Annotated in this window: 21 protein-coding genes; 12 read left to right on the top strand and 9 right to left on the bottom strand. The window is 57.5% G+C overall.

Annotated elements, in window-relative coordinates; translation table 11 throughout:
• The first annotated feature begins 11 nt into the window (after window positions 1-11).
• Genes ACR0C6_RS14790 through ACR0C6_RS14780 form a run of 3 tightly spaced genes read left to right on the top strand, consistent with a single transcriptional unit; the run spans window position 12 to window position 3,243 of the window.
• Entirely contained in the window at window positions 12-776 is a 765-nt protein-coding gene (locus ACR0C6_RS14790; protein ID WP_480619968.1) for a DUF3299 domain-containing protein, read from the top strand.
• A complete protein-coding gene (locus tag ACR0C6_RS14785) occupies window positions 773-1,951 on the top strand; it encodes a carbohydrate porin (protein ID WP_480619966.1) in 1,179 nt (392 codons plus the stop codon). Before ACR0C6_RS14790 ends, ACR0C6_RS14785 begins: the two co-directional genes overlap by 4 nt.
• Window positions 1,952-2,001: 50 nt before the next feature.
• Window positions 2,002-3,243: a membrane dipeptidase gene (locus ACR0C6_RS14780; RefSeq protein ID WP_480619964.1), complete on the top strand. Its 1,242-nt coding sequence runs from the start codon at window positions 2,002-2,004 to the stop codon at window positions 3,241-3,243.
• Window positions 3,244-4,540: 1,297 nt separating this feature from the next.
• Here ACR0C6_RS14780 and ACR0C6_RS14775 read toward each other — a convergent pair.
• Window positions 4,541-5,281, bottom strand: a complete 741-nt coding sequence (locus tag ACR0C6_RS14775; protein ID WP_480619962.1) for an SDR family oxidoreductase — start codon at window positions 5,279-5,281, stop codon at window positions 4,541-4,543.
• Between the two features lie 28 nt (window positions 5,282-5,309).
• The gene (locus tag ACR0C6_RS14770) at window positions 5,310-6,305 is read right to left on the bottom strand and encodes a quinone oxidoreductase family protein (protein WP_480619960.1); all 996 of its coding nucleotides are present in this window, start codon (window positions 6,303-6,305) and stop codon (window positions 5,310-5,312) included.
• Between the two features lie 91 nt (window positions 6,306-6,396).
• Between ACR0C6_RS14770 and ACR0C6_RS14765 the strand changes: the two genes are divergently transcribed.
• On the top strand, window positions 6,397-7,233 hold the full coding sequence (locus ACR0C6_RS14765) for a LysR family transcriptional regulator (RefSeq protein WP_480619958.1): 837 nt from the start codon (window positions 6,397-6,399) through the stop codon (window positions 7,231-7,233).
• A 2-nt stretch (window positions 7,234-7,235) separates the two neighbouring features.
• Here the strand turns inward: ACR0C6_RS14765 and ACR0C6_RS14760 are convergent, their stop codons facing one another.
• The 6 genes from ACR0C6_RS14760 to ACR0C6_RS14735 form a co-directional block, all read right to left on the bottom strand.
• Window positions 7,236-7,931 (bottom strand): SDR family oxidoreductase, encoded by a 696-nt coding sequence (locus tag ACR0C6_RS14760; RefSeq protein ID WP_480619956.1) that lies wholly within the window; start codon window positions 7,929-7,931, stop codon window positions 7,236-7,238.
• Window positions 7,932-7,941: 10 nt separating this feature from the next.
• On the bottom strand, window positions 7,942-8,451 hold the full coding sequence (locus ACR0C6_RS14755; protein WP_480619954.1) for a nuclear transport factor 2 family protein: 510 nt from the start codon (window positions 8,449-8,451) through the stop codon (window positions 7,942-7,944).
• A 60-nt stretch (window positions 8,452-8,511) separates the two neighbouring features.
• On the bottom strand, window positions 8,512-9,465 hold the full coding sequence (locus ACR0C6_RS14750; RefSeq protein ID WP_480619952.1) for an alpha/beta hydrolase: 954 nt from the start codon (window positions 9,463-9,465) through the stop codon (window positions 8,512-8,514).
• A 113-nt stretch (window positions 9,466-9,578) separates the two neighbouring features.
• Window positions 9,579-10,466, bottom strand: a complete 888-nt coding sequence (locus ACR0C6_RS14745; RefSeq protein WP_480619950.1) for a helix-turn-helix domain-containing protein — start codon at window positions 10,464-10,466, stop codon at window positions 9,579-9,581.
• A gap of 513 nt (window positions 10,467-10,979) precedes the next feature.
• Window positions 10,980-12,290, bottom strand: a complete 1,311-nt coding sequence (locus tag ACR0C6_RS14740) for a sensor histidine kinase (protein WP_480619948.1) — start codon at window positions 12,288-12,290, stop codon at window positions 10,980-10,982.
• Between the two features lie 53 nt (window positions 12,291-12,343).
• A complete protein-coding gene (locus tag ACR0C6_RS14735) occupies window positions 12,344-13,012 on the bottom strand; it encodes a response regulator transcription factor (RefSeq protein ID WP_171638856.1) in 669 nt (222 codons plus the stop codon).
• Window positions 13,013-13,151: 139 nt separating this feature from the next.
• Here ACR0C6_RS14735 and ACR0C6_RS14730 point away from each other — a divergent pair, with 139 nt between their 5' ends.
• From ACR0C6_RS14730 to ACR0C6_RS14710, 5 genes are all read left to right on the top strand, one after another.
• Complete coding sequence (locus tag ACR0C6_RS14730; protein WP_171118945.1) at window positions 13,152-14,240, top strand: type 2 periplasmic-binding domain-containing protein; 1,089 nt, start codon at window positions 13,152-13,154, stop codon at window positions 14,238-14,240.
• A 76-nt stretch (window positions 14,241-14,316) separates the two neighbouring features.
• The gene (locus tag ACR0C6_RS14725) at window positions 14,317-16,347 is read left to right on the top strand and encodes a tripartite tricarboxylate transporter permease (RefSeq protein ID WP_480446113.1); all 2,031 of its coding nucleotides are present in this window, start codon (window positions 14,317-14,319) and stop codon (window positions 16,345-16,347) included.
• 79 nt (window positions 16,348-16,426) lie between these two features.
• Window positions 16,427-17,515, top strand: a complete 1,089-nt coding sequence (locus ACR0C6_RS14720; RefSeq protein ID WP_152459103.1) for a 4-oxalomesaconate tautomerase — start codon at window positions 16,427-16,429, stop codon at window positions 17,513-17,515.
• 48 nt (window positions 17,516-17,563) lie between these two features.
• Window positions 17,564-17,803: a hypothetical protein gene (locus ACR0C6_RS14715; protein WP_480619946.1), complete on the top strand. Its 240-nt coding sequence runs from the start codon at window positions 17,564-17,566 to the stop codon at window positions 17,801-17,803.
• On the top strand, window positions 17,800-18,780 hold the full coding sequence (locus tag ACR0C6_RS14710; RefSeq protein ID WP_480619944.1) for a D-2-hydroxyacid dehydrogenase family protein: 981 nt from the start codon (window positions 17,800-17,802) through the stop codon (window positions 18,778-18,780). The genes ACR0C6_RS14715 and ACR0C6_RS14710 overlap by 4 nt, the downstream gene beginning before the upstream one ends.
• Here ACR0C6_RS14710 and ACR0C6_RS14705 read toward each other — a convergent pair.
• Complete coding sequence (locus ACR0C6_RS14705) at window positions 18,749-19,723, bottom strand: AbrB family transcriptional regulator (protein ID WP_253284204.1); 975 nt, start codon at window positions 19,721-19,723, stop codon at window positions 18,749-18,751. The two genes, ACR0C6_RS14710 and ACR0C6_RS14705, sit on opposite strands and share 32 nt — an antisense overlap.
• Before the next feature lie 168 nt (window positions 19,724-19,891).
• On the opposite strand from ACR0C6_RS14705, the gene ACR0C6_RS14700 reads away from it, so the two are divergent.
• From ACR0C6_RS14700 to tcuB, 3 genes are read left to right on the top strand one after another with little or no spacing between them, the layout of a single operon-like run.
• Window positions 19,892-20,572, top strand: coding sequence for a GntR family transcriptional regulator (locus ACR0C6_RS14700; RefSeq protein ID WP_152459099.1), 681 nt, complete (start codon window positions 19,892-19,894; stop codon window positions 20,570-20,572).
• An 11-nt stretch (window positions 20,573-20,583) separates the two neighbouring features.
• Window positions 20,584-21,978, top strand: a complete 1,395-nt coding sequence (tcuA, locus tag ACR0C6_RS14695) for an FAD-dependent tricarballylate dehydrogenase TcuA (protein ID WP_480446111.1) — start codon at window positions 20,584-20,586, stop codon at window positions 21,976-21,978.
• Complete coding sequence (gene tcuB, locus ACR0C6_RS14690) at window positions 21,968-23,047, top strand: tricarballylate utilization 4Fe-4S protein TcuB (protein ID WP_480619942.1); 1,080 nt, start codon at window positions 21,968-21,970, stop codon at window positions 23,045-23,047. Before tcuA ends, tcuB begins: the two co-directional genes overlap by 11 nt.
• Window positions 23,048-23,067: the final 20 nt, after the last annotated feature.

The following is a 23,067-nucleotide window of genomic DNA, read 5'->3' as shown; positions in this document are numbered from 1 at the left end:
GGAGAGATTTGATGTTCCCTTGGTTTCGCGCCGCAGTTTTCGCTGGCTTGGTCCTGAGCGGTCATTCCGCAATGGCAACGCCCCATGCGACGCTTGACTGGTCTGACCTTCCGGACCCGTCGGTGCAGGTGTTCGATGACCCTTATCGTGATCTGAGCCCTGAACAGTTTGACGATGTGCTCTTCGTCGTGCGCTTGCGCGGCAGGTTGCAGCAGGATGTCGGCAGCCTTGAGGAAAGACAGAAATGGCATGAGCTTCTGACCGAGACTGAAGACGCCTTGGCCGAGGGGGGCGTTGATGTCGACTGGCTGCTCGATCAGCGAGAGTATGTGAAAGAGCGGCGAAGAAAGGCAGGAACAAACGGAAATCCGCAACTCGATGGCCAGAGTGTTACGCTGACCGGCTTTGCCATTCCCGCGCCGAACGATCCGGACGGGCGAGCGGTTGCATATTTGGTGCCAGAACGCGGGATGTGCAGCCACATGCCCCCGCCTCCGCCCAATCAGATGATCCGGGTGCGGTTGAACGGCGACTGGGCCCCCAGTTACTTCCATGAACCCGTTCGGCTCACAGGTAGGCTGACGATTGAACCCTCGGTTCAGAACATGATGGTCGTGGATGGGCTCGTGCCGATGAATGCAACCTTCAAATTGGAGACGGACAGCGTTGAAACGCTGGAAAACAAGGCCGACGGTCTGGAATGGAGACAGCGCGCAGCCGATCGCGTCCGAGCTGCTGGCAATCGTAAAACTGGCGGCGCAAAGGCGTCGGAATGATAAGGCGCCTTGTTGCCGCATTGAGTATTACCTGCGCGGGTACGGCGTCTGCGCAGGGGTTGTCCGGGCCTTCTTCGGTCGAGGCCGAGCTGAAACCTGGCGATGGCCTGACCGATCCGCAATACCGTTCCGAATTTCCGCGCAACATCGCGCCGGGTTGGTTTCGGTGGAAAGACAGGCTGGCCGAGAGCGGATTTCGGTTCAGCGTGGATTACCTGGCGTTGGGTCAATCCACGAACGCCGATTTGGGAACTGGTGAAGCCGCAGGTGGAATCGCTCGTATCTACGGCAGTTGGCAGGCAACCGAGCGGGGCTCTCTGACATTCAAAATCGAAGATCGGCACGGATACACCGACGTTGCCCCGCAATTCCTTGGGCTGGACGGGGGCGCATTGTCGATCACCGGGACGGCCTTCAACGACAGTGGTTTGTTGCTGACCAACCTGTTCTGGACCCAAAGGGCCGAAAACGGCGCATGGACGCTGCAAGTCGGCCAGATCGATGTGACGGACTTTGTGGATATCTATGGGTTGGTCAGCCCCTACAGCGGGTTCCAAAACCTGTCGTTCAACACCAATCCGACAATCAACACGCCCAACCAGGGAATTGGCATTGCCGGTGGGATAAAGCTGAACGAAAACTTCTACGCCGTTGCCAGCGTTGCAGACGCAAACGCCGATCCGTCTGATCCAAGTCTTGACGTGTTCAGCGACGGCAATCTCTTCAAATCGTTTGAGATTGGCTACACGTCCGGCTTTGATCGCATCTATTTCGACAATGTCCACCTGACCCTCTGGCATGCAGATGCGGCCGACGATGGCAGCCGTGCAGAAGATTATGGGGCCGTGTTTTCCGCGGCTTGGTTTGTCGAAAACAAATGGATGCCGTTCTTTCGGGCAGGGGCGTCGAAAGGCACGGCAGCGCTGTATGATCGTTCGGTTTCTGCCGGGCTGGGCTATTACGGTCGAAACACCGATCTGGCCGGTTTGGGTTTGAACTGGGCCGAAGCAAGAAACATCGACGGCGATCAGTTCACGCTGGAAGCATTCTATCGCTTTTCAATCTCACCCGGTCTGCAAATTACGCCGTCACTACAGTTCATTTCCAATCCGCTGCTGAACCCCAATCAGGATAGCATCACGTTGTTCAGCCTGCGAACCCGGATCGTTTTTTGATGCGGCTCGAAAGCAGCAACTCACACGAAACCAATTTGGGAGGCTCAGTCATGAAAACTTGGTTGGCCGCAAGCGCCATTGCAATCGTATCCGGCGCCGCGCTGCACGCGAGCGAGGAAAGCAAGACATGGGATGCGTCGGATGAGGCGAAGCAATTTGTGAAGGACACAATCGTGCTTGGCATGTTGGCCAGCCCCTACGGCACAGGCTGGACTGAAGACGAACAACTGCACACTTACTTCGCGCGGGCTCGGGACAACGGAATAACAGGTCATGAGATGACGCTGGCCGCAGCGGATATGTCTTTTGAGACCTTTCTTGATCAGCACTACCACTTCCGGTCGGCGATGGCGCAACAGCCAGAGAATTACCTGATCGTGAATGAAACCCGCGATATCGAAGCCGCCCATATTCAAGGCAAGACGGCGGTCATCTGGAACAGCCAGACGGCGACGATTCTGGATGGCGACCTGAGGAAGATGGCGTTGCTCAAGGATGTGGGGATCAAGAGTATGATCCTGGCCTACAACGATATCTTCCGCACCGGGTCGGGGCAGTTGGCGGCCTATAACGGGCGCGATATCGGTCTGACCCCTTGGGGCAAGTCGGTGATCGATGAAATGGTGCGTTTCGGCATCCTACTGGACCTTAGCCACACGGGTTCCAAAACGGCCAACGACGCCATGGACTACATGGACGAAAACTATCCCGGCGTGCCTTATGTTTACACGCATTCGGTTCCTGCCGGCCTTTACGCAAACGAACCCGGTGCGACGCCACGCGGGTGTTATCGGGCCATTCCCGATGACGAGGCCCTGCGTGCGGCCAAATCGGGCGGCTATGTGTCTCCGACATTCACTGAATGGATGATGGACGGCGTTTGGCCTGAAGATATCTCACCCAAGCAAGCCGCCGACATGATCGACTACTATGTCCAACTTGTTGGGGTCGACCACGTTGGGATCGCAACCGACGACATGTTCTCGACTGAATTGGTTGTGCAGTTCGCGACTGCATACGCAAGCATGTATGATGATGGCGGCTACATGATCGACGCGTTCAACAAAGGGGCGACCGGCAACGGTGAGCTGGCCAAAATCCTTGCGGCAATCACCGATGATCTCTGGGCCAGGGGTTATTCCGATGAAGACCTCGAAAAGATCTATGGCGGCAACAAGATGCGGGTTTACGCGCAAGTCTGGGAAGGCAAGCCCCCCGAACAATTTCTGAAAGAATACCCCGAGCGTCTGCGTCTCAGACAGGAACTGCGAGAAGGGTTTTATTCGCGATAGACGTTCAGGACCCGCATCAAAGATGTTTGGCCCCGGCCGGGGAAATGATCAGCAATTTTGGGGGAATGATGGTGGGTAATGAGAGATTCGAACTCCCATGCCTACCCAACAAAGAACCTATTTTATAGCGCTTTTTAGCCGCTGCCTTGATTGTTATGTGCTCCTCCAATGTACCGAAGGTCAACACTCGTCGGCTGGCCAGCATCAACAATCAAAAGCGCGTAACCTGACTAGATGAGGCGCTTAGGTGCAATGTGTGGAACGGAATACAGTTCCGAACCTGCTTAAAAGTGACTTAACTGAGGGTATTTCCAAGTGTCTTTGTGGCTCGATATTTGCTACCAAGTGTCCATTGCGACAAGTTGCTACTTGGCTCTACTCATCAACAATTGTTAGTCTCATTTCGAGACCGTTTGAGAGTTTTCGCGTCAGTGCTTACTTTCGGGTTTCAAAAAGCAAAAAACAAAAAATTTGATAGTGGAAAATGTTCAAGCGACTAGTTTTCGCCGGGGTATTTCTCGTGCTTTCAGGCTGCGCTGAGTCAATAATGCAATCATATGTCGGGCGAGATATTACAGACGTAATACTCGACTACGGTCAGCCAGATAACGTGGTCAAGCTCCCAGATGGACGTTTTGCGTTTCAGTGGAGCAACACGACGTCCCATACGGCATCAACGACAACAAATGTCTACGGCTACGGAAACAACGCTACCGCCTACACGTACGGTGGTGGAACGACTTATTCGGAGTGCCTGTACACCTTATTCGCGAAACCAAATCCACAAGATAGCTTTACAGTGATCGGCTATAAAAAACCGACTTTGATGTGTGCATAGTTTAACCTGTATCGCTAGAGCGGGACTGCCAAAGTTAGAGACGGTCCCTTTTGGCTTTGTGGCACTCCAAAATGAAAAATGTGTAGATATGACGGGTCGCTTGTGTGGCTGACGCTTGAAGCGCGTTGGGCGGACGCAAGCCGGTGCTACGGCCAATCAAGTATCGGAAGTATCGGTGCAAAGGACAGTTTCTAGGCTCCAAACTCAGTGATTTACAGCCAGAATGGGACTGTAGCAGCGAGAGCGATGCCCGAAGATCTCCCCCTCAGCAAGCGCTCTCGCGGTAACCGTTCTGTCTTAGCTGTAAATCGATGAGCCGGGAGCCTAAGAAATTGCGCCTGCGCTTGCGTTCGGCCCAACTTGCGCACCGCCTTCAAACGATTTGCCAGCTTTGACCGAAGCCAGACCAAAGGCTGTTTTGGGCAGGCTGTGTTCTTTACGCCAGACTTGGGTCAGGCGTCAATCGCGTACAAGATGGCCGCCATCCACATCCAGAACGGAGCCGGTTAAAAACCTGTTCGTCATCGCCATGATCACGGCTTGCGCGATGTCCTCGGCCTCTCCGACGCGTCCCACAGGCAGGCTGCCACCAACCTGCGCATACATGCCTTCACGTGCCTCTTCCGACATTGCGGCATAGGCTTCGGTTGCGACCATGCCGGGGCTGATGCAATTCACCCGCGCCCGTCCGGACAGCTCCAGCGCCAACCCCTTCGCCAACGCCTCGACCGCGGCATTTACGGCGCCGAGGCCCGTGGCCCCGGCGGATGGGCGACGGCTGAGCACACCGGAAAAGAATGTGATGGAGCCGCCTTTGACCAACACGGGCAACACTTCGCGCGCAGCCAAATAGGGGCCGACAAACTTGGCCTCAAACATGGCGCGCAGATTGTCTGTGGGCAGATCGGTGAACGCACCATGCGCAGCACTTGAGGCTGAGATCACCAGGTGATCCACCGGGCCCAGTACAACAGCCCATGATTTCACGCCGGTCTCATCGGTTGTATCGACCGGTGCAATCTGCACCCCGCCGCCGATCTCGTCTGCCGCCGCATGCAGCTTGGCAGCACTGCGGCTTGCGATTGTGATCTTTGCCCCGAGGGCGGTGGCCATCTTTGCAGTTGCCTTCCCCATACCGCTGCTACCGCCGACAATCACAATGTGCTTGCCTTTCAGGGCGGTTTCGAAAACCGTGCTCATTTCTATGGCTCCTTTTTTGTTGGATTGATCAGTCGATACTCAGCACCAGCTTGCCGGTGGTTTCACCGGCTTCCAGTCGGCGGTGCGCCTCGGCGGCTTGGGCAATGGGCAGGGCGGTGACCTGCGGGCGCAGAATTCCCGTCTCAAGCAGATCAAACACTGTGGCCATATCCGCGCTAAACTGATCGGGGCGATTGACGAGATAGGTGTATATATCGCTGACACGGACCGAGACGGATTTCTGGAAGTGCTTCGCCAAGTCCTTGGCAAAACTGCCTGCGGGCGGACCGGCAAGAAATCCGAACAAAACTGCGGTACCCAGAGGCGCCAGCACATCGAAATCTGATTTCAGAGACTCTCCGGAAACCGGGTTCAGCGTCAGGTCCACGCCGCACCCGCCGGTGATTTCCATCACTCGCTCGGTGACGTTCTCAGTGCGATAATCAATGACGTGATCGGCACCTTGATCTTTGGCATACCCAACCTTGTCGGTGCTGGTCGAGGCGATCGCCGTCATGCCCAGATGTTTCGCGATCTGTAGGGCCATAGTCCCTACGCCCCCGGCTGCCGCGTGAACCAGCACGGACTTGCCTGCCATTGCGCCACCCAAATTGACCAGCATGTGATAGGCGGTCATCCCGTTGACAGGGATAGCGGCCGCGGTTTCGAAGTCCTTGGTTTCGGCCAGCCGGGTGACATAGGGCGCTGCGATCACCGAATGGGTCCCGTACCCACCGGCACCAATCGGCCCCATCCACGCCACTCGGTCTCCGACAGAGAAGCCTTCGACCCCCTCACCCAGCGCCTCTACAATTCCGGCCCCCTCGACACCAGGTACATGAGGCAGCTCAGGCATCATGCCCTCGGGCATCTCACCGCGACGGATGATCGTGTCGATGAAGTTGACCGCCCCGGCCTTGTTGCGGATCAGGATTTCTCCGGCATCGGGGGTCGGGGTCGCCTTGTCAGTTTCGCGCAAAACGTCCGGTTTGCCGGTCTGGGTGATTTCAACGGCGAAAGGCATGAGCTGTCTCCTTCTGTTGCGCAGAAGGTAGAGGTCACGTCATCGGAAGATAATAGTTGATATCGGAAGATATAATCCCAAAATTAGAATAATGATCTACAACGACCTTGCCCTGTTTGCTGTCGTCGCCAACCATCTCAGCTTTTCCAGGGCTGCGGACCGCCTGGGTATACCCCTCAGCCGGGTCAGCCGAAGGATTGCAGAGTTGGAAGGCCATCTGGGCACCAAACTGTTCGAGCGGACAACCCGCCAGGTTCGCCTGACGGAAGAGGGCCGCCGCCTTCTGGATCGATGCCAGGACCCGATTGAGTCGTTGCAGGGTATCGCGGGTTTTACCGACGATACCAGACGCCAGAGCATCCGCATCACGGCGCCTCCGTTGGCCGCGCGCACGACCATAGGCCCTCGGCTGTTGGATTTTGCGGAGCAGAATCCGGATGTGGCACTTGAGGTGACCACGACCAACATCATGTTGGATTTCTTTCGCGACAATATCGACCTGGCCTTTCGGGTCGGCCCGTTGACAGATTCCAGCCTTGTCGCGAAACGGCTCTGGTCGGTTCCCTATTGCTTTTGTGCGGGACAGGGCTTCATTCGGGAGCGTGCGTTGGACGGGCCGATATACAGACCGGACTTTCTTGCTTTGCCCGCCCTGACAGCTGGTCAGCCCTGGGTGCTTGAGAGCGGGGAAACTCTGCAACTGAAGCACACCGCGCACAGTTTAACGGACCTTGATGTCATTGCTCAGGCGGCCCGCCGCAACCTGGGTGTCGCGATGCTGCCTTTGGATATGGTGGACGGAGACCTGCAACGGCTTGAGGTCACGGACACTATCCCTTTGACGCGGGATATGTTCGCAGTCTACCCCAGTCGTCGCCTTTTGCCCGCGCGGGTGAGGAAGCTGATTGATTTTATGGCGCCAGGATAAACCTACCAATCAATCGCAACGCCGTCGCGAAAGAACCCTCCGGTCGGGCCGCCTTTCGGCAAGGTCGCGGCCCAGACAACGCCCTTGGCACCCTCAGAAATCGGACGTCCTCCGCCGCCCATATCTGTTGCGACCCAACCGGGGCACACGGCGTTAACGAGAATGTCCTGAGGTTTCAACGCGGCAGCGGTCTTGAGGGTGAGCGCGTTCAAAGCCGCTTTGGAAACGCCGTAACCGGGTGTGCCGGCGGACATGCTGTTCAGCGACCCCGCGCCAGATGAGACGTTGACGATCCGGGCATCCGTGACGCGTTGCAACAGTGGCACCGCCGCAATCGTGGTATCCCAAGGGCCGAAAAGGTTCGTATCAAACGCGCGGCGAACCCGATCCAGATCGGCGAGGTGGACCTGTTGGTCGGTGTCATAGTCCACACCCGCATTGTTCACCAGAACATCAAGACGACCGTAGCTAGGTTCAACCATCAAAAAGAAGGCGGCAGCGACAGAGTCCGGACTTGAGACATCCAATTCCAAGGCTTCCGCCGCATATCCGATTTCATCCGCAGCAGCCTGCCCTTTCGCCAGATCGCGCGCACCGATCAGAACCCTCATGCCGTGGTCTTGCGCCAATTGGCGGGAAACTTCTTTACCGATACCGCGATTGGCGCCGGTCACGAGTGCGATGCGCTGACTGGTCATGGTTACTCCTTCAATTCGCCTCGGCCGCGCGCTGGCCGGCAAGAGCCACAAGCCCACGGTCACCGGATTCCCAGATTGCCGTCATGGTCATTGATGTGACAACCCAGCGATCGTCTGATTTTTCAAGCTCATAGTCATAGCGGCCGCCCAGCACCCACAAGCCGTCATCAAGACGATGGGTTGCTGTGAAATCAGCCTGTGCCGTGGCGGATGTATCGGACAGAGAGGTGATCGTATGATTGGTCACCATATGATGCGTCGCGTCGAAACCGGGCAAGAAAGCGGACCAACCCGCCACAAGCTCATCAGCGGGTTGCGTGACTGCGTCTCCGCCCCAGAGGCTGGTATAATCCGTCGTGACAGTATCGGAAAACGCGCCGCGCACGCGGGTCCAGTCGTGGCGGTCAGCACCTGCCGCGATACCGGTGATTGCGGTCGAGATGTCCGCTTGCTGTTCAGCAAAAGCCGCGGTTCCGATCATGGAGACGGCAGCAAGAGTCGATGTGAGTTTTCTACGCATGGGGATGCTCCGAATAGATGAAGGTGGACGCCGAATGACTGCTCGGCGTCCAGACAGGGCTTAGTTGCTCGAACCGGCGCGGAAGTGGTCAGCGACGGTATCGGCCGCGCGGGTGACATCCTCAGGATTGTCGTAGAAGTCGAACTGCGTGACATCCTCCAGCCATTGCGCGGTCGCATCGCCTGTGAAACCGGCAAGGAAGGTTTGAACGCCCTGTGGGATCGCCGCGCTTTCCGAGTGCACAATGGCCAGTGGCTTATCCAATCGCTGCGGATTGTCGGCGGGATGATAGGTCAGCCAGCCTTCCCAGCCTGCATTGTTCCACTTGTCGTCATATTCCGGGATCGCGCCACGGTCGGCCTCATAGTAGTATCCGCCGATCGGCATCAGCACGCCCTCGGCGCCCTCTGGGCCTGCCGCCGGAATGATCTGGCCACCAGCGGCCTCGGCGGCGTGGGACACCTCAATCAGCCCGGCGACACCTTCTGCACCGCCATAGACTGCCTCGACGATCTCTTCATTCTGCAACCATGGTGCAACCAAGCCCAGCCGCTGAACCAGCGGGTTGCCGGAGACCGCATCGACCATGTAGCCAGCCGAGGCGCAGATCCCCAGACCGTTGATGTGATCGGCGTCCACTTCGGGAAGGGTCGCGACGAAATCGATTGCGGCTTTGATGTCCGATGTCTTGGCCTCGGGGCTTTCAACAAAGCGCACGTTGTTCGGCAGATCGCCCGATTTTCCCCAACCGCGGAAATCAAAGGTGAAGGCGGCAAAGCCGCGCTCGGCCATCTCGCGCGCATAGTTGGCGGGCATCTGTTCCTGAACCGAGGTCCAGGCCCCGGTCACGACGACCGTCGGCAGCGGTTCAGATCCGCGCTCTTCCGGCAGGTACAGTGTGCCGGACAGGGTGGCGCCTTCGTTCTCGAATGTAACGGTGCGGGTTTCAACCTGCGCGACGGCGGCCGTCGACGCCATAAGTGCTGCGGCGGTGTTCAAAGCGAGGGTGTTCATAGCGATATCTCCCAAAGTCTTTCTGGATGGGCACAAGCCCGATGACACCTGAGATACGCTGTCGACGGCAGGCATACTTGTACCGGACTGCCGCGTTTTTGAAAGATTCTGCTTCAGACAGCATTTGCCGCACGAAATGCGCGGGGGGTCTGCCCTACTACCTGTTTGAAACTGCGCGTGAAATGCGCCTGATCTGAGAACCCACAGGCCATGGCGATATCCCCCAGAGGGCGCGCCGGGTCTTCCATCATCTTCATCGCCTGCTCGACCCGGTAGGCCATGACATATTGTATGGGAGTCGAGCCCAGCGTCTCCTTGAAAACCCGCGCGAAATGCGAGGGGCTCATGCCCGCCTCGGACGCCATCTGATCGACGGTGATCGTCTGATCCAAACGGTCCTGAACGTAGGCCAGCACCCGTTGATAGTGCTGAGAGGTAAAGCGCGCGGACAGCTCGACCTCTTCAGCGCGGCGTTTGCCGTATTTCTGCAGCAGCTTGACCAGAAATACCCGGCTCATGGCTTCGAACATTACCGCAGATGACATATCGTCCGTTGCAAGTGCATCGCGCAAAATGACGCCTGCAGCACATAGGTCAGGGTCGTAAAACTGCGGCTGATCGTGAAACTGCTCCGGCGCCAACAGCATACCGAGTTCCGACTGCGCAAAGCGCTGGACTTTGCCCGGATGCAAGGTGATCACGATCACGTCGGACTGTCCGTACCACCGCCAACCTGACCGCATGCCTGCCGGGGTCACGATGACTTCGTCCTTGCGAAAGGTGAAATCACGCAGTGTCCCATCTCGCCAGTTTTGAACACGATGCCCATTTTCCTGAAGGTTCAGAAGGACATGATGTTCTGCAAAAACTTCCTCGGGCATCCGATCAGGTTCGGCCCGAAAATACCGCACTGACATCAAACCAGCCGCCGAAGGGCGCTGCATCGCATCGCTGTTCAAAAGCGGTTCTGACGGATAGATATCAGCGTATCTCAAAGGCAATGAACGGCTCCGGCTGGCAACATAGATAGATTTGCAGGTATCCGCATCGCGGACAACATTCGATAAGTTGGGCCAACTGGTACAGGATCAAACACCTTGCTGGCGTTATATGTGGTCGTTGAACAGCCTACGCGACATCATTGATCAGCACTGACGGGGGACATACATGAAAAAAACGGGTGTGAGACTCTGGTGGTCGTCAGGAACGGGTTTATGTCTGAAAGCATAACACCGGCGTCTCAGAAGAGCGCTAGCTTTGTTCCGCCAGGCAGCCTTTCGTACTCGTTCCACCGAACGGCCACAACTCAACCATAGATCGCTTGACCCAACATCGGTTTTATCGACGTTGGCGGTTTGTTATGACGCGGAAAATTAGCCGACGGTTGCGAGGCCGGTCGTTCAGAACATAGTCCGGCAACAACCGCAATGCGCAACGAAGCACCAGTTCGCTGCAACCGCAAAGAGTACCCTTTGATATTGAAGAGTTTAGGGCTTCTAAATGCTGGAAACGACTTACAGGGCTATGGGAAGCTCAAGTGTAACGCTTGCTCCTTTTCCGACTTGGTTGATTGCAACCACTCCTCCATGGCGTTTTGCCACCGCTGAGACAATTGACAATCCAAGGCCGCTGCCTTCCGAGTACTCTAGCTGCGAAAACCGACTGAATGCTGCTTCGCTTTGGGCGGGTGAAAGACCAGTTCCGTCATCGGCCACAGTAAGATTGACATTTCCTCCGTCACAGAAGAGCACAATTGAAATTCGGCTCAACTTAGCGCCACCATGCTTAACTGCATTGTCCAGCAGGTTTTTGATGGCCTCAGTCAAAAATACCCGATCCCCTGTTAACATGATTGCAGACTCCGGCATCGTGACCTCAAAATCGATCCCATTTGCCAGAATGTGTACGCCCATCTCTGCACAAGCTTCTTCCACGACCAAGCGGAAATCAATCTTTTCCATCTGATCCTGATGCGTAGGTTGCCGCAGCCGTTCCAGTGATAACAGCTGTTCTGCCACAGTGGCCGAGTTCTTTGCTGCTGCCACAAGCTCGACAATGCGTTTGTCCCTGTCTTCATCCGTTTTTGCATCTCGCAGCGCCTCGGCCATGGACTGGACTGCGGCTGCTGGATTTCGCAGTTGATGCGCAGCTTCTGAGATAAACACTTGATGGGCGTTAATACTGTCTTCGACCTGCCCAAACAGCCGGTTCAGGGTCTGAACAATGCCACGGACTTCGGTCGGGACCGGGCGTTTTATCTTGCTGAGGTCGTCGGGCGAACGCAGGTCAATGGCGTCCTGCAAATCCAGCAACGGTCGCAGGCCGCGCGCTACGCCGAACCAGACGACAAAGCCAAGGGTGGCCATTAGGATGCCCATAAGTATAGCTGCTCGGATCGACAATTCGTTGGCAAACGCGTTGCGATCCGCGATGCGTTGCCATGCGGTGACCGTCGCATCTCCTACCAGGTTATCCAGTGTGACCCGTTCGGTCATTTTCAATACGCGCACCGGCTCGTTACGATAGACAGCTTCGAAAAACTGGGGTTGGTAAACGTCCTGTTCTGTCGGGTTTGCCGAGGCAGGTGGATATGCGTAACCGGTTACGTAGATACCGCCGGGTCCGGTCACGTGGTAAAAAATCTCTCCCCCCGATGCATCGCGGATTAAGCTGCGGGTGGTGGGCGATAAAGCATCGCCGTCTGACACCGCCACATCGCGCGAGATCGCCAGACCAGCAGATAACAGGCTGTCGTCAAAAAGCTCTTGCGCCGTTTCCCGGGCAACCGTGTAGCGCCAATATCCAAGCAGAATCGCGAGCAACACCAAGGGTGTCAGGATCAGAATGAACAGCCTAAGCCGGAGCGAACCATGCCTGATCACTTCTGCACCTCAAGCAGATACCCAAGACCGCGGGCGGTTTTGATCCTAATGCCAAGGTTCTGAAGGCGTTTGCGCAATCGCGATACATGAGGTTCAACGGCAGAGTCTTCGACATCCGCACCCACGCCATAGACATAGTCAGTCAGTTGGCCCTTGGGGACAATTCTGCCGCGCCGTTCCAGCAGGCATTCAAGCACAGCCATTTCTCGGCGTGGCACGTCAAGCACCTGTCCCTTTACGCTGACCTGCCGCGCGGTGCGGTCAAATTCCAGTTCTCCGATGGTCTCTTGCGAGCCGTAATCCAGTTGCTTGCGACGAGACAGGGCGCGGATGCGCGCCTCGAGCTCGTCCATCTCGAAAGGTTTGACCAGGTAGTCGTCAGCGCCCATATCCAGACCAGACACTCGGTCACTGGTCTCGGTGCGCGCGGTCAGCAGAATAACCGGGGCGCTGTCACCCCGGTTGCGCAACGACCGCAAGATTTCAAGCCCTGACCGACCCGGAAGGTTGATGTCCAGAACGATCAGGTCCGCGCCTTCCTGCTCTAGATACAGTTCGGCTGCATCGCCATCTGTCAGTACATCAGCAGCATGGCCCCGATCCCGCAAGCGATAGGCAATGGCGTTGGCGAGGGTCTCATTATCCTCGACGATGACGATCCGCATTCGGGCTCCCGCAAGTTTCGCGCAAGGTTGGCGCTCCATGATTGCCAGATGGGAGGGAGAATCAACCCCACAGTTCTATTTGCGATCACGGTGGCGCGGAGGGCGCCGACGTGGTTGTCTGGTCAACAGGGAGGAACCAATGGCCATTTCCAACTTCACCCGTCGCGCCGTCGTGGGGCTGATCGCCGCCGCCGGTATCGCAGCACCCGCCGCAGCCGAGGTCGATTTCTCGGGCAAGACCATTGAATGGGTCATCCCGTTTTCGGAAACCGGCGGGTCTGCCAAATGGGCCAACTTCTTTGCGCCGCTTCTGTCCGAGGCGCTGCCGGGTCAACCGACCGTGGTCGTGAAATTCATGCCGGGCGCTGGTTCGACCAAGGGTGCGAACTGGTTTCAGGAGCAAAGCCATGATGACGGTACGCTGCTGTTCGGTACCTCGGGTTCAACTCAATTCCCGTATCTGCTGAACGATCCGCGCGTGCGTTATGAATATAACGACTGGATTCCGGTCATGGCATCGGGAACCGGTGGCGTCGCCTATCTGAACGCAGAAGATGGTGCCAAGTTTGATGGATCGGCAAATGCACTGAAAGACACAAATTTCATCTATGGCTCTCAAGGCGCAACCCGTCTGGACCTTGTGCCGTTGCTTGCATGGCAGATGCTAGGCATGAACGTTGAGCCTGTCTTTGGCATCAAAGGCCGTGGAGACGGACGCCTGATGTTCGAACGTGGAGAGGCCAACATCGATTATCAAACCTCCTCGGGCTATCTGGGCGGTTCGGCGCCGCTGGTCGAGGCTGGTCAGGCCGTGCCGATGATGACATGGGGTGCCTTGGATGCAGACGGCAACATCGTGCGCGATCCGACTTTCCCGGATATCCCGACTTTCAAAGAGGTCTGCGAGGCGACCGATGGCTGTGAAACCAGCGGTGAAGCATGGGACGCATGGAAAGCCTTCTTCGTGGCGGGCTTCCCGGTTCAGAAACTGGCCTTCTTGCCCGGTGACACGCCACAAGAGGTCGTCGATGCCTACACCGCGGCGTTCCAAGCTGTAACCGAGCGTGGTGACTTTGCAGACATTTCGTCCAAACGCGTAGGCAAGTATCCGGTGTTCGTCGGCGACGGCTCAAAAGCTGCGCTGCAAACCGCGACCAATGTGGATGACAATGCCAAGCAATATGTCCTGAACTGGCTGAAGGAAGCCTATGGTGTCGAGTTGAACTAAGCCGACACGTCGTCGCGCGCCCAACGAAGGGCGCGCGCTTTTCTACATACAAGACAATTTATGAAAGGCGGCCGCTATGGAGGTTTTCGCCACCGCTCTACCTGCGCTTGGTGATGCGTGGGGTCTGATCCTGCAACCCATCGTTCTGGGCTATCTCGTGCTCGGCGTCGTTATGGGGCTGGCCGTAGGTGTTTTCCCGGGGCTTGGAGGCATTGCCGGCCTGTCGCTCTTGCTCCCTTTCATGTTCGGCATGGACCCGATCCTGGGTCTGGCCCTGATGATCGGGATGGTGGCGGTGGTTCCGACCTCTGACACTTTCGCATCGGTTCTGATGGGCATCCCCGGCAGTTCGGCATCGCAGGCCACAGTGCTGGATGGCTTCCCCATGGCCAAAAAGGGCGAGGCCGCGCGGGCGCTGTCGGCGGCCTTTTCCTCGTCCCTGTTCGGAGGGCTGGTCGGCGCGACCTTTCTGACCATGTTCATTCTGATCGCGCGCCCAATCGTTCTGGCCTTTGGACTGCCCGAGATGTTGATGATCACTATTCTCGGCCTGTCGATGGTCGCCATTTTGGCAGGACGTATCCCACTGAAAGGCGTCGCCGCCGCCGGTCTGGGCCTGATGGTAGGCACAATTGGCGAGGCCGATGCTGGTGGATCGCTTCGGATGGCGACCTATGACATTCCCTATCTGACCGATGGCTTGAAACTTGTCATTGTCGGTTTGGGTATTTTTGCGGTGCCCGAAATCGTCTCGCTGCTGCGGCAGGATCGGTCGATTGCGAAAGGCGCCTCGATAGGTGCTGGATGGCTGGACGGCGTCAAAGACTGGTTTGCGAATATCTGGCTGTCGGTCCGCTGTTCGATCATCGGGGTCGTCGTCGGCGTCATTCCGGGCCTCGGCGGTTCGGTCGTTGACTGGATCGCTTATGGTCATTCGGTTCAAACCACCAAGGACAAAAGTAATTTCGGCAAAGGCGAAGTGCGCGGGGTCATCGGCCCGGAAAGCTCGAACAACGCCAAGGAAGGCGGCGGTCTGGTGCCGACGCTTCTGTTCGGAATTCCGGGCTCGGGCTCGATGGCAATCTTCATTGGTGCGGTTGCGTTGCTGGGGTCGGGAGATATCGAAGTCGGTCCGAGCATGCTTCAGGACAATCTCGACATCACCTATTCGATCGTCTGGCTGTTGGCGCTGGCCAACGTGGTGGGCACCATCCTGTGCATCGCGGCCTCGGGCGGGATCGCCAAGCTGACCACGATCCGCTTTACCTATCTGGCGCCGTTCCTGTTCATGTTGATCAGCTTTGCAGCCTTCCAATCCGGTCAGAACTTCGAAGACCTGCTGGCCTTGTTTGTGATTGGTTTGATCGGCATCTTCTTGCGTCGGTTCGACTGGTCGCGCCCGGCTTTCCTGATCGGCTTTGTTCTGTCGAACCCGGTTGAAAAGTTCACCAATCAGGCCTTCCAGATAGCATCGTTCCGTTTCCGAAAGAGCTTTGGCGAAGGGATGGAATATGTCTTCAGCCCCATCGTCATTGTCTTGATCGTCGTCACGGTTGCCTCGGTTATTCTGGGCATCCGGCAAGCCAAGATGATCATGGCCGAGGGTGAGGTTCAGGCAGGTACAAAGCGTGCGCCATTGGTCTTTCTACTGGTGATCATGGCCTATCTGATCGTGGCTTTGGTCAATGCTAACATGATCCCTGACTACAACATGACCGACAAAATCATCCCCCTAGTGATCGGCTGTATCTCTTTGTTCTGCTGCGTGATCCTGCTGATCCAGATGATGCGGCGGCCCGAGGGCGACGCGATCTTTGCGGACAAGGAAATTGCGGGTGAGGACGCCAGTGCCCCCCATGGATTGTGGTCCACGCTGGCTTGGTTCGCTGGTCTCATCGCGGCGACATGGGTGGTGGGGTTCATCCTTGCATTGCTGGGTTTCCTGATGGCGTTTTTCCGCATTCGGGCGGGGGCCAGCTGGCAGATGGCGCTGATCCTGACCGCCTGCGGTATCGGCTTTATGTGCCTGATGGCGGGTGCTCTGAACCGCGATTTCCCACCTGGACTGTTACAGGACATGGTCAGTTTGCCCTGGCCATTGAAATGAGCAGCCCGATGACATCGCTCGGCCTGTGTACCGGGCCGGGCAGAAGAAACACCACTCAGTCTTGGCCAGGGGGGACCCGATGACCCAAACAGCAATCCCATATGTATTCATGCGGGGCGGAACCTCTCGGGGCCCGTATTTCCGCCGCTCGGATTTGCCCGAGGATCTGGACACTTTGGCCAAAGTGCTGATCGCTGCCCTCGGGGCCGGGCAATCGCTGAACATTGATGGCATCGGCGGTGGCGCGGCGGTCACGACCAAGGTCGCGATGCTGTCGGTCAGCGAGGATGACTGGGCCGATATCGACTATTTCTTCGCGCAGGTTGCGGTCGAGGATAAGTTGGTCGACTTCAAACCAACTTGCGGCAACATCCTGTCCGGTGTCGCCCCCGCTGCAATCGAAATGGGGTTGTTTGAGCCCCAAGGCGATGAAACCGAAATCCGTATCCGGGCGGTCAACACCGGGGCCCGTGTAGTGGCCCGGATTCAGACACCCGGGGGAAGGCTGACCTATGAGGGTGATACAGGCATTGCCGGGGTGCCCGGCCAATCTGCACCGGTGCAGCTGAGTTTCATGGGGGTGGTTGGGTCAGCAACCGGTGCTTTCCTGCCCACCGGCAACCTGCGTGACACAGTACAGGGGATCGAACTGACTTGCATGGACGTCGCTATGCCAATGGCCATTGCCTGCGCCGCCGACTTCGGACTGACGGGTTATGAAAGCGCCGAGGATCTGGACGCCAACCGCGCCTTTTTTGACCGGATGGAAGCCGTTCGGATCGAAGCCGGGGAACGGATGGGGATGGGGGATGTGTCCAAATCCGTGACCCCCAAATTCGGCCTTGTAGCTCCTGCCAAAGCGGGCGGAACGCTTGCAGTGCGGTATTTCATGCCGTGGAAGACCCACCCGACCATGGCGGTTACCGGTGCGCAGTGCATGGCGTCCTGCGCTTTGACGCCCGGCACGGTCGCGGACGGTTTGCTGGATCGCCCGACGACAAGCCCGGCTGAAGTCATATTGGAACATGCCTCGGGCACGATCGACGTATTGGTGGATTTCACCACTGAGAATGGGTTCACTGTAAACGCAGCAGGCTTGGTTCGTACCGCGCGCAAGTTGGCAGACGGCCATGTGTACGTTCCACAATCCGTGTGGAAAGGGAGTTGATTTGGCATTTCCAAATTGGTATACCTTTGTATACAAATGGGAGGGGTTATGGTGGACGACTACTCGGAATGCCTCGATATCGCGCGTCAGGAGCTCCGGTTGGCGCAAGCTGCCTTGCGGCGGGATATGGCCGAATACCCCACGCCAATCGCGGGATGCGACGAGCAATTCAATCATCTGTTGGACCAAAGCGAACGCGTCCGAAACGCGCTGGGAGCACTCGACCTGCAGCATTTTGTGCCGACACCCAGACAACTGACCACCGGGCAGAGTATAGAAAGCCGATGAAAGTACACATTCTGGACGATTGGTTCGACACGCTGCGTGGGCTGCCATGTTTTGAGAGGCTCAACGGTCATGAAGTGACGGTGTGGACGGATCATGTCGAGGATCTTGACATCTTGGCCAAGCGTTTGCAGGAGGCTCAGGTGCTGGTGCTGTTCCGAGAGCGGACCAAAGTCACGCGCGCCTTGCTGGAAAAGTTGCCGAATTTGCAGCTGATCAGCCAGCGCAGCGTCTATCCCCATGTTGATGTGCCGGCCTGTACAGATCAGGGTGTTTTATTGTGTTCGAATATGCATAGCGGCACGCCGTCTTATGCTGCGGCGGAACTCACATGGGCGCTGATCATGGCTGGGATGCGGGATTTGCCCGCTCAGATGGCCTCGGTCAAGGCAGGGCACTGGCAGGCAGGGGTAGGCAAGACACTACGCGGTCGTCAATTGGGGCTCTATGGTTACGGCCGTATCGCGCGTGCGGTTGCGGGTTATGCCGAGGCGTTCGGAATGAATGTCGTTTGGTGGTCGTCCGATGAAGGTCGGTCGCGTGCGCAAGCGGATGGCGCTAGGGTCGCGCCGAGCCGCGAGGCGTTTTTTGCCGATAGTGATGTTGTTTCGATCCATGTGCGCCTGAAACCGGACACGCGTGCGATCATTACCGCATCGGATTTTGCGCAGATGCAGCCCGGGGCGATCTTCGTGAACACTTCACGGGCCGGGCTGATTGCTCCGGGCGCTTTGCTTGAAGCGCTAAACGCCGGTCGCCCCGGCAAAGCCGCGATTGATGTATTCGATTCCGAGCCACTGACTGACGCGACCGATCCTTTGCTGGCACATCCCAACCTGCTCGCGACGCCGCATATTGGTTTTGTGACCGAGGATGAGTTCGACCTGCAATTTGCCGATATCTTCGATCAGGTAAATGCTTACGCAGACGGCGCGCCGATCCACATGATCAACCCCGAGGTTTGGACCACCGTAGAATAAGATTGGCGGCGATGGGCGCGCCGATGATCACCAGCACAATCCTTGTCAGATGGTGAGTGATCACAAAGCCCAGGTCCGCGCCTGAAACGATGGCCAGAACTGTCATCTCGGCCTGCCCGCCGGGCGCGAAGGCCAGAAACGCCTCGACCGGCTTGCCAAGCCCTAACGTGGTGACAACAGCAGTGAAGGCCGCCGCCAACACGGCCAGGACAACCACATAGGCGCAACCCGCTGCCACGACCTTGCGCAATTCCACCCAGGTGACACCGACAAACTTCACTCCGATTCCGCAACCGATGAAGAATTGCGCGGCCAGGATGGCCTCGCGCGGGGGGCGGGTATGGATGAAGTCCCCGAGTGACAAAGCAGCTGTCAGGATCATCGGTCCCAGGATCGACGCGCCGAAGAGACCGATGCGCTCGCCGCCCTTCCAGCCGATAAAGGCGGCCAACACCATCAGGGCCAGTTCGTGAACCGGCAGGGCGTGTGCGGGTTCACCGATTGGGTTGGTCAATTCAGCGCCATAGAAAACAGTCAGAAATAGCGGGGCCAACGTCACTATGATCAGCACGCGTGTGCCGTGGATCAGCGACAACGTGCGCGGATTGGCACCCGCCTCGGATCCGAAGATGATCATGTCCTGCAACCCGCCGGGCATGGCAGCATAAAAAGCGGTTGTAGTATCGAAGCCCCAAACCTTGCGGAAGAATGGCACTCCGACCAGTGCGATCAGCAGGATAAAGAACGGAACCAGCGCAATCGACGCGGCCATTTTCGGCAATTCGGCAAACAGGGCCGGAGTGATCGATGCTCCCACGGCAACGCCCAGGATAGTGCGTGCCGCCACCGAGACCTGCCCGAATCCCTCCATCGGCGCATGCGCCAGGGCTGCAATCAGACAGGCGCTCATTGGGCCGAACAGGAAGGGCAGGGGCAAATTCATTAACCAGAATGCTCCGGTGCCCAACACTGCAAGTGCGAAGGTCACTGCACGTTTTTTCGCTGAGGAGGGTGCGTTGATCTGGGTGGACAAAATGTAGATTCCGGTGCGGTTGACTTAGTGTGTATCCAAATGTATACAAATGGACGCAATAACACAAGTGAGCGCGTGATGACCCTGCAGGACGACCCGTTACAGCCAGGCCCACAAGGCAATTCCGCCTATCAGCGCCTGCTGGATGAGATTCGCGAAGGTAGCCTGCCGCCCGGCGAACGCCTGCGCGAGATAGAGTTGTCCGAGAGGTTGGGAGTTAGCCGCACGCCTGTGCGCGAAGCGATCCGACAGCTGGAAGCGGATGGCTTGGTAACACATATCCCCCGTCAAGGCGCGACGGTACGCAGCCTGGATTACGCCGAAGTGATGGAGCTCTATGAGATGCGCGCTGTGCTCGAGGGAACTGCGGCCCGTCTGGCGGCAAGGGCGGCGTCCGATGTCGAACTGGATGAGCTGGATGTGCTGAATGACCGGCTGGCCGAGGCAGGCACCGGCCCGGAGGCCGCGCGGATCAATCGGATTTTCCATGCGACGCTTCTGGATGCGGCCAAGAACCGGTTTCTGGCTAAATCCATGTTGTCTTTACAAAAGGCGTTGCTGATCCTGGGCCCGTCGCAATTGTTGGACGGCGACCGAGCCGAGGCCGCAGTAGCCGAACACCGCCTTATCATGGCCGCCTTGAAAGCCCGGGATGGCGCGGCGGCTGAAAATGAGATGCGCGCTCATATCCACGCAGCACAACGCATGCGCATTCGCGCCTTGCAGGAGCGCGACCGAACAACGGACCAAACTCAATAGGCGGAAACCACATGGCCACCCAAAAGGAAGCCTACGATATCGCTGTGATTGGCGGAGGTAACGCCGCCCTGTGCGCTGCGATGACCGCCGCCGAAGCAGGCGCGCGCGTTCTGATCCTTGAAACGGCGCCCAAACCCTATCGTGGCGGAAACTCGCGCCATACCCGAAACTTTCGCTGCATGCATTCCAGCCCTTTAGGCCCGCTGGTCGAGGAATACAGCGAAGACGAATACCTGTCAGATTTGCTCAAGGTTACCGGGGGTAAAACCGACAAAGATCTGGCGCGCCTCGCAATTCGCACGTCTGAGGAATGTCTTCCCTGGATGGAGGAGCACGGGGTTCGGTTCCAGCCCTCTTTGTCGGGGACGCTATCGCTGGCGCGGACGAATGCGTTCTTTATGGGCGGCGGTAAATCGCTGGTAAATGCCTATTACCGGACAGCAGCGAAGCTGGGCGTCGAAGTCCTGTACGAAGCCGCCGTCACGCATCTTGAATTGAACGGAGACCGGATTGAATGGGTAGACTTCACCTGCGAAGGCCAATCCCATCGCATAACGCCCAAAGCGGTCATCGTCGCTTCGGGCGGCTTTCAGGCTGACACCGATTGGCTGACGCGTGCGTGGGGACCTGCGGCACGCAACTTCCTGATCCGGGGCACACCCTATAACCGGGGTGTCGTGCTGGCCGATCTTCTGGATCAAGGCGTTGAGAGCGTTGGAGACCCGACCCAATGCCACGCCGTTGCCGTCGACGGGCGTGCTCCGAAATTCGATGGCGGCATCGTCACCCGCCTGGACTGCGTTCCATTCTCAATTGTTGTCAACAAAGATGCCGAGCGGTTCTATGACGAGGGCGAGGACGTCTGGCCAAAGCGTTACGCGATCTGGGGTCGCTTGGTCGCAGCCCAGCCGGATCAGGTGGGCTATGTGATCATTGATGCCAAATCGCTGAATCTGTTCATGCCGTCGGTTTTTCCGCCGTTAAAGGCGGACACGCTCGAGGAACTGGCCAAAGCGATGGGTCTGCCCGCCGATAAACTGACCACGACCGTCGCAGAATTCAATGCCGCCTGCGGTGACACAAGTGGCTTTCATCCAACAGAATTGGACGGAGTTTCAACTACCGGCCTGACGCCACCCAAAACCAATTGGGCGCGCCCGATCACCGAACCTCCTTACTATGGCTACTCGCTGCGCACCGGTGTGACCTTCACATATCTGGGGCTCAAGGTGGATGAATCTGCGCAATGTTCATTGTCAAACGGCAAAATCCAGAACCTCTGGGCGGCAGGCGAAACCATGGCTGGGTCGATTTTGGGGCAGGGTTATCTGGCCGGGTTCGGCATGACCATCGGAACCGTCTTCGGACGCATTGCAGGACGAGAGGCCGCTTCTTATGCGAACTGAACTGATACAGGAAGCCCGCCGTCAGGCTGAGATCTGCAATGCCTGCCGGTATTGCGAAGGCTATTGCTCGGTCTTTCCGTCGCTTCACGCTGAACGCGCATTCTCGGACGGCGATATCACGCAATTGGCCAATCTCTGCCATAACTGCAGAGGATGTTACTATGCCTGCCAATATACGGCGCCGCATGAGTTCGACCTCAACCTGCCGAAGGCTCTGGCCGAGGTCCGGCGCGACAGTTGGGAAAGCTTCGCCTGGCCGCAACCAGTGGCGCGCTGCTTCCATAGCCATGGTGGAGCGATCGCCCTGGCTCTGGTCGTCGGCTTCACGCTTATTTTTTGGGCCATTCGCGCGATCGGCTCGACCGGAGGCGAAGGCTTCTACTCTGTCCTCTCTCACAATGCGATGGTGTTGATTTTTGCTCCGGCATTCCTTCTGCCGTTGTTCAGCATTGGCATCAGCTTGCGGCGCTATTGGCACGCAGTTGGAGGCCAGCCGATCCAACTGGGCGACTTGAAAGCCGCGCTAAGTCGAACGGCCAAAATGCAGGACCTGGCTGCTGGCCACGGGGAGGGTTGCAATTTCGAGGACGAAGACCGTTTTAGCCAGGCCCGCCGCCACGTGCATCATGCGATAATGTACGGGTTTCTGCTGTGTTTTGCTTCGACTTCGGTGGCGACGATCATGCATTATGGGTTCGATCTGCACGCACCTTACCGGTTCTGGTCATTGCCGAAGCTGTTTGGAGTCACAGGGGGCGTTTTGCTCACTGTTGGCTGCTACATGATGGTCCGGCTGAAACACAAGTCAGACCGCAATCTCGGCGATGTTTCAGCTTGGGGCGGAGAAATCGGATTTATACTACTGCTTGGGTTTGTAGCGTTGAGCGGGCTTGTTCTTTACGCTTTCGGTTCATCCGCAGTAATGCCTGCGCTGCTTGCCGTCCATCTGGGGTCGGTCCTCGCGTTCTTCCTTCTTACGCCTTACACAAAAATGGCGCACGGTTTCTATCGGCTTGCTGCCCTTGTCAGGGATGCACAACGAAAAAGAGATGTGTCGGTGGTCCGCTAGCAGCCCGCATTTCCTGAGTG

The sequence above is a fragment of the Ruegeria sp. AL12 genome, assembly GCF_056540885.1.
The sequence above is the reverse complement of the archived record's forward strand: the minus strand, read 5'-3'. Positions and strand labels throughout refer to the sequence as shown.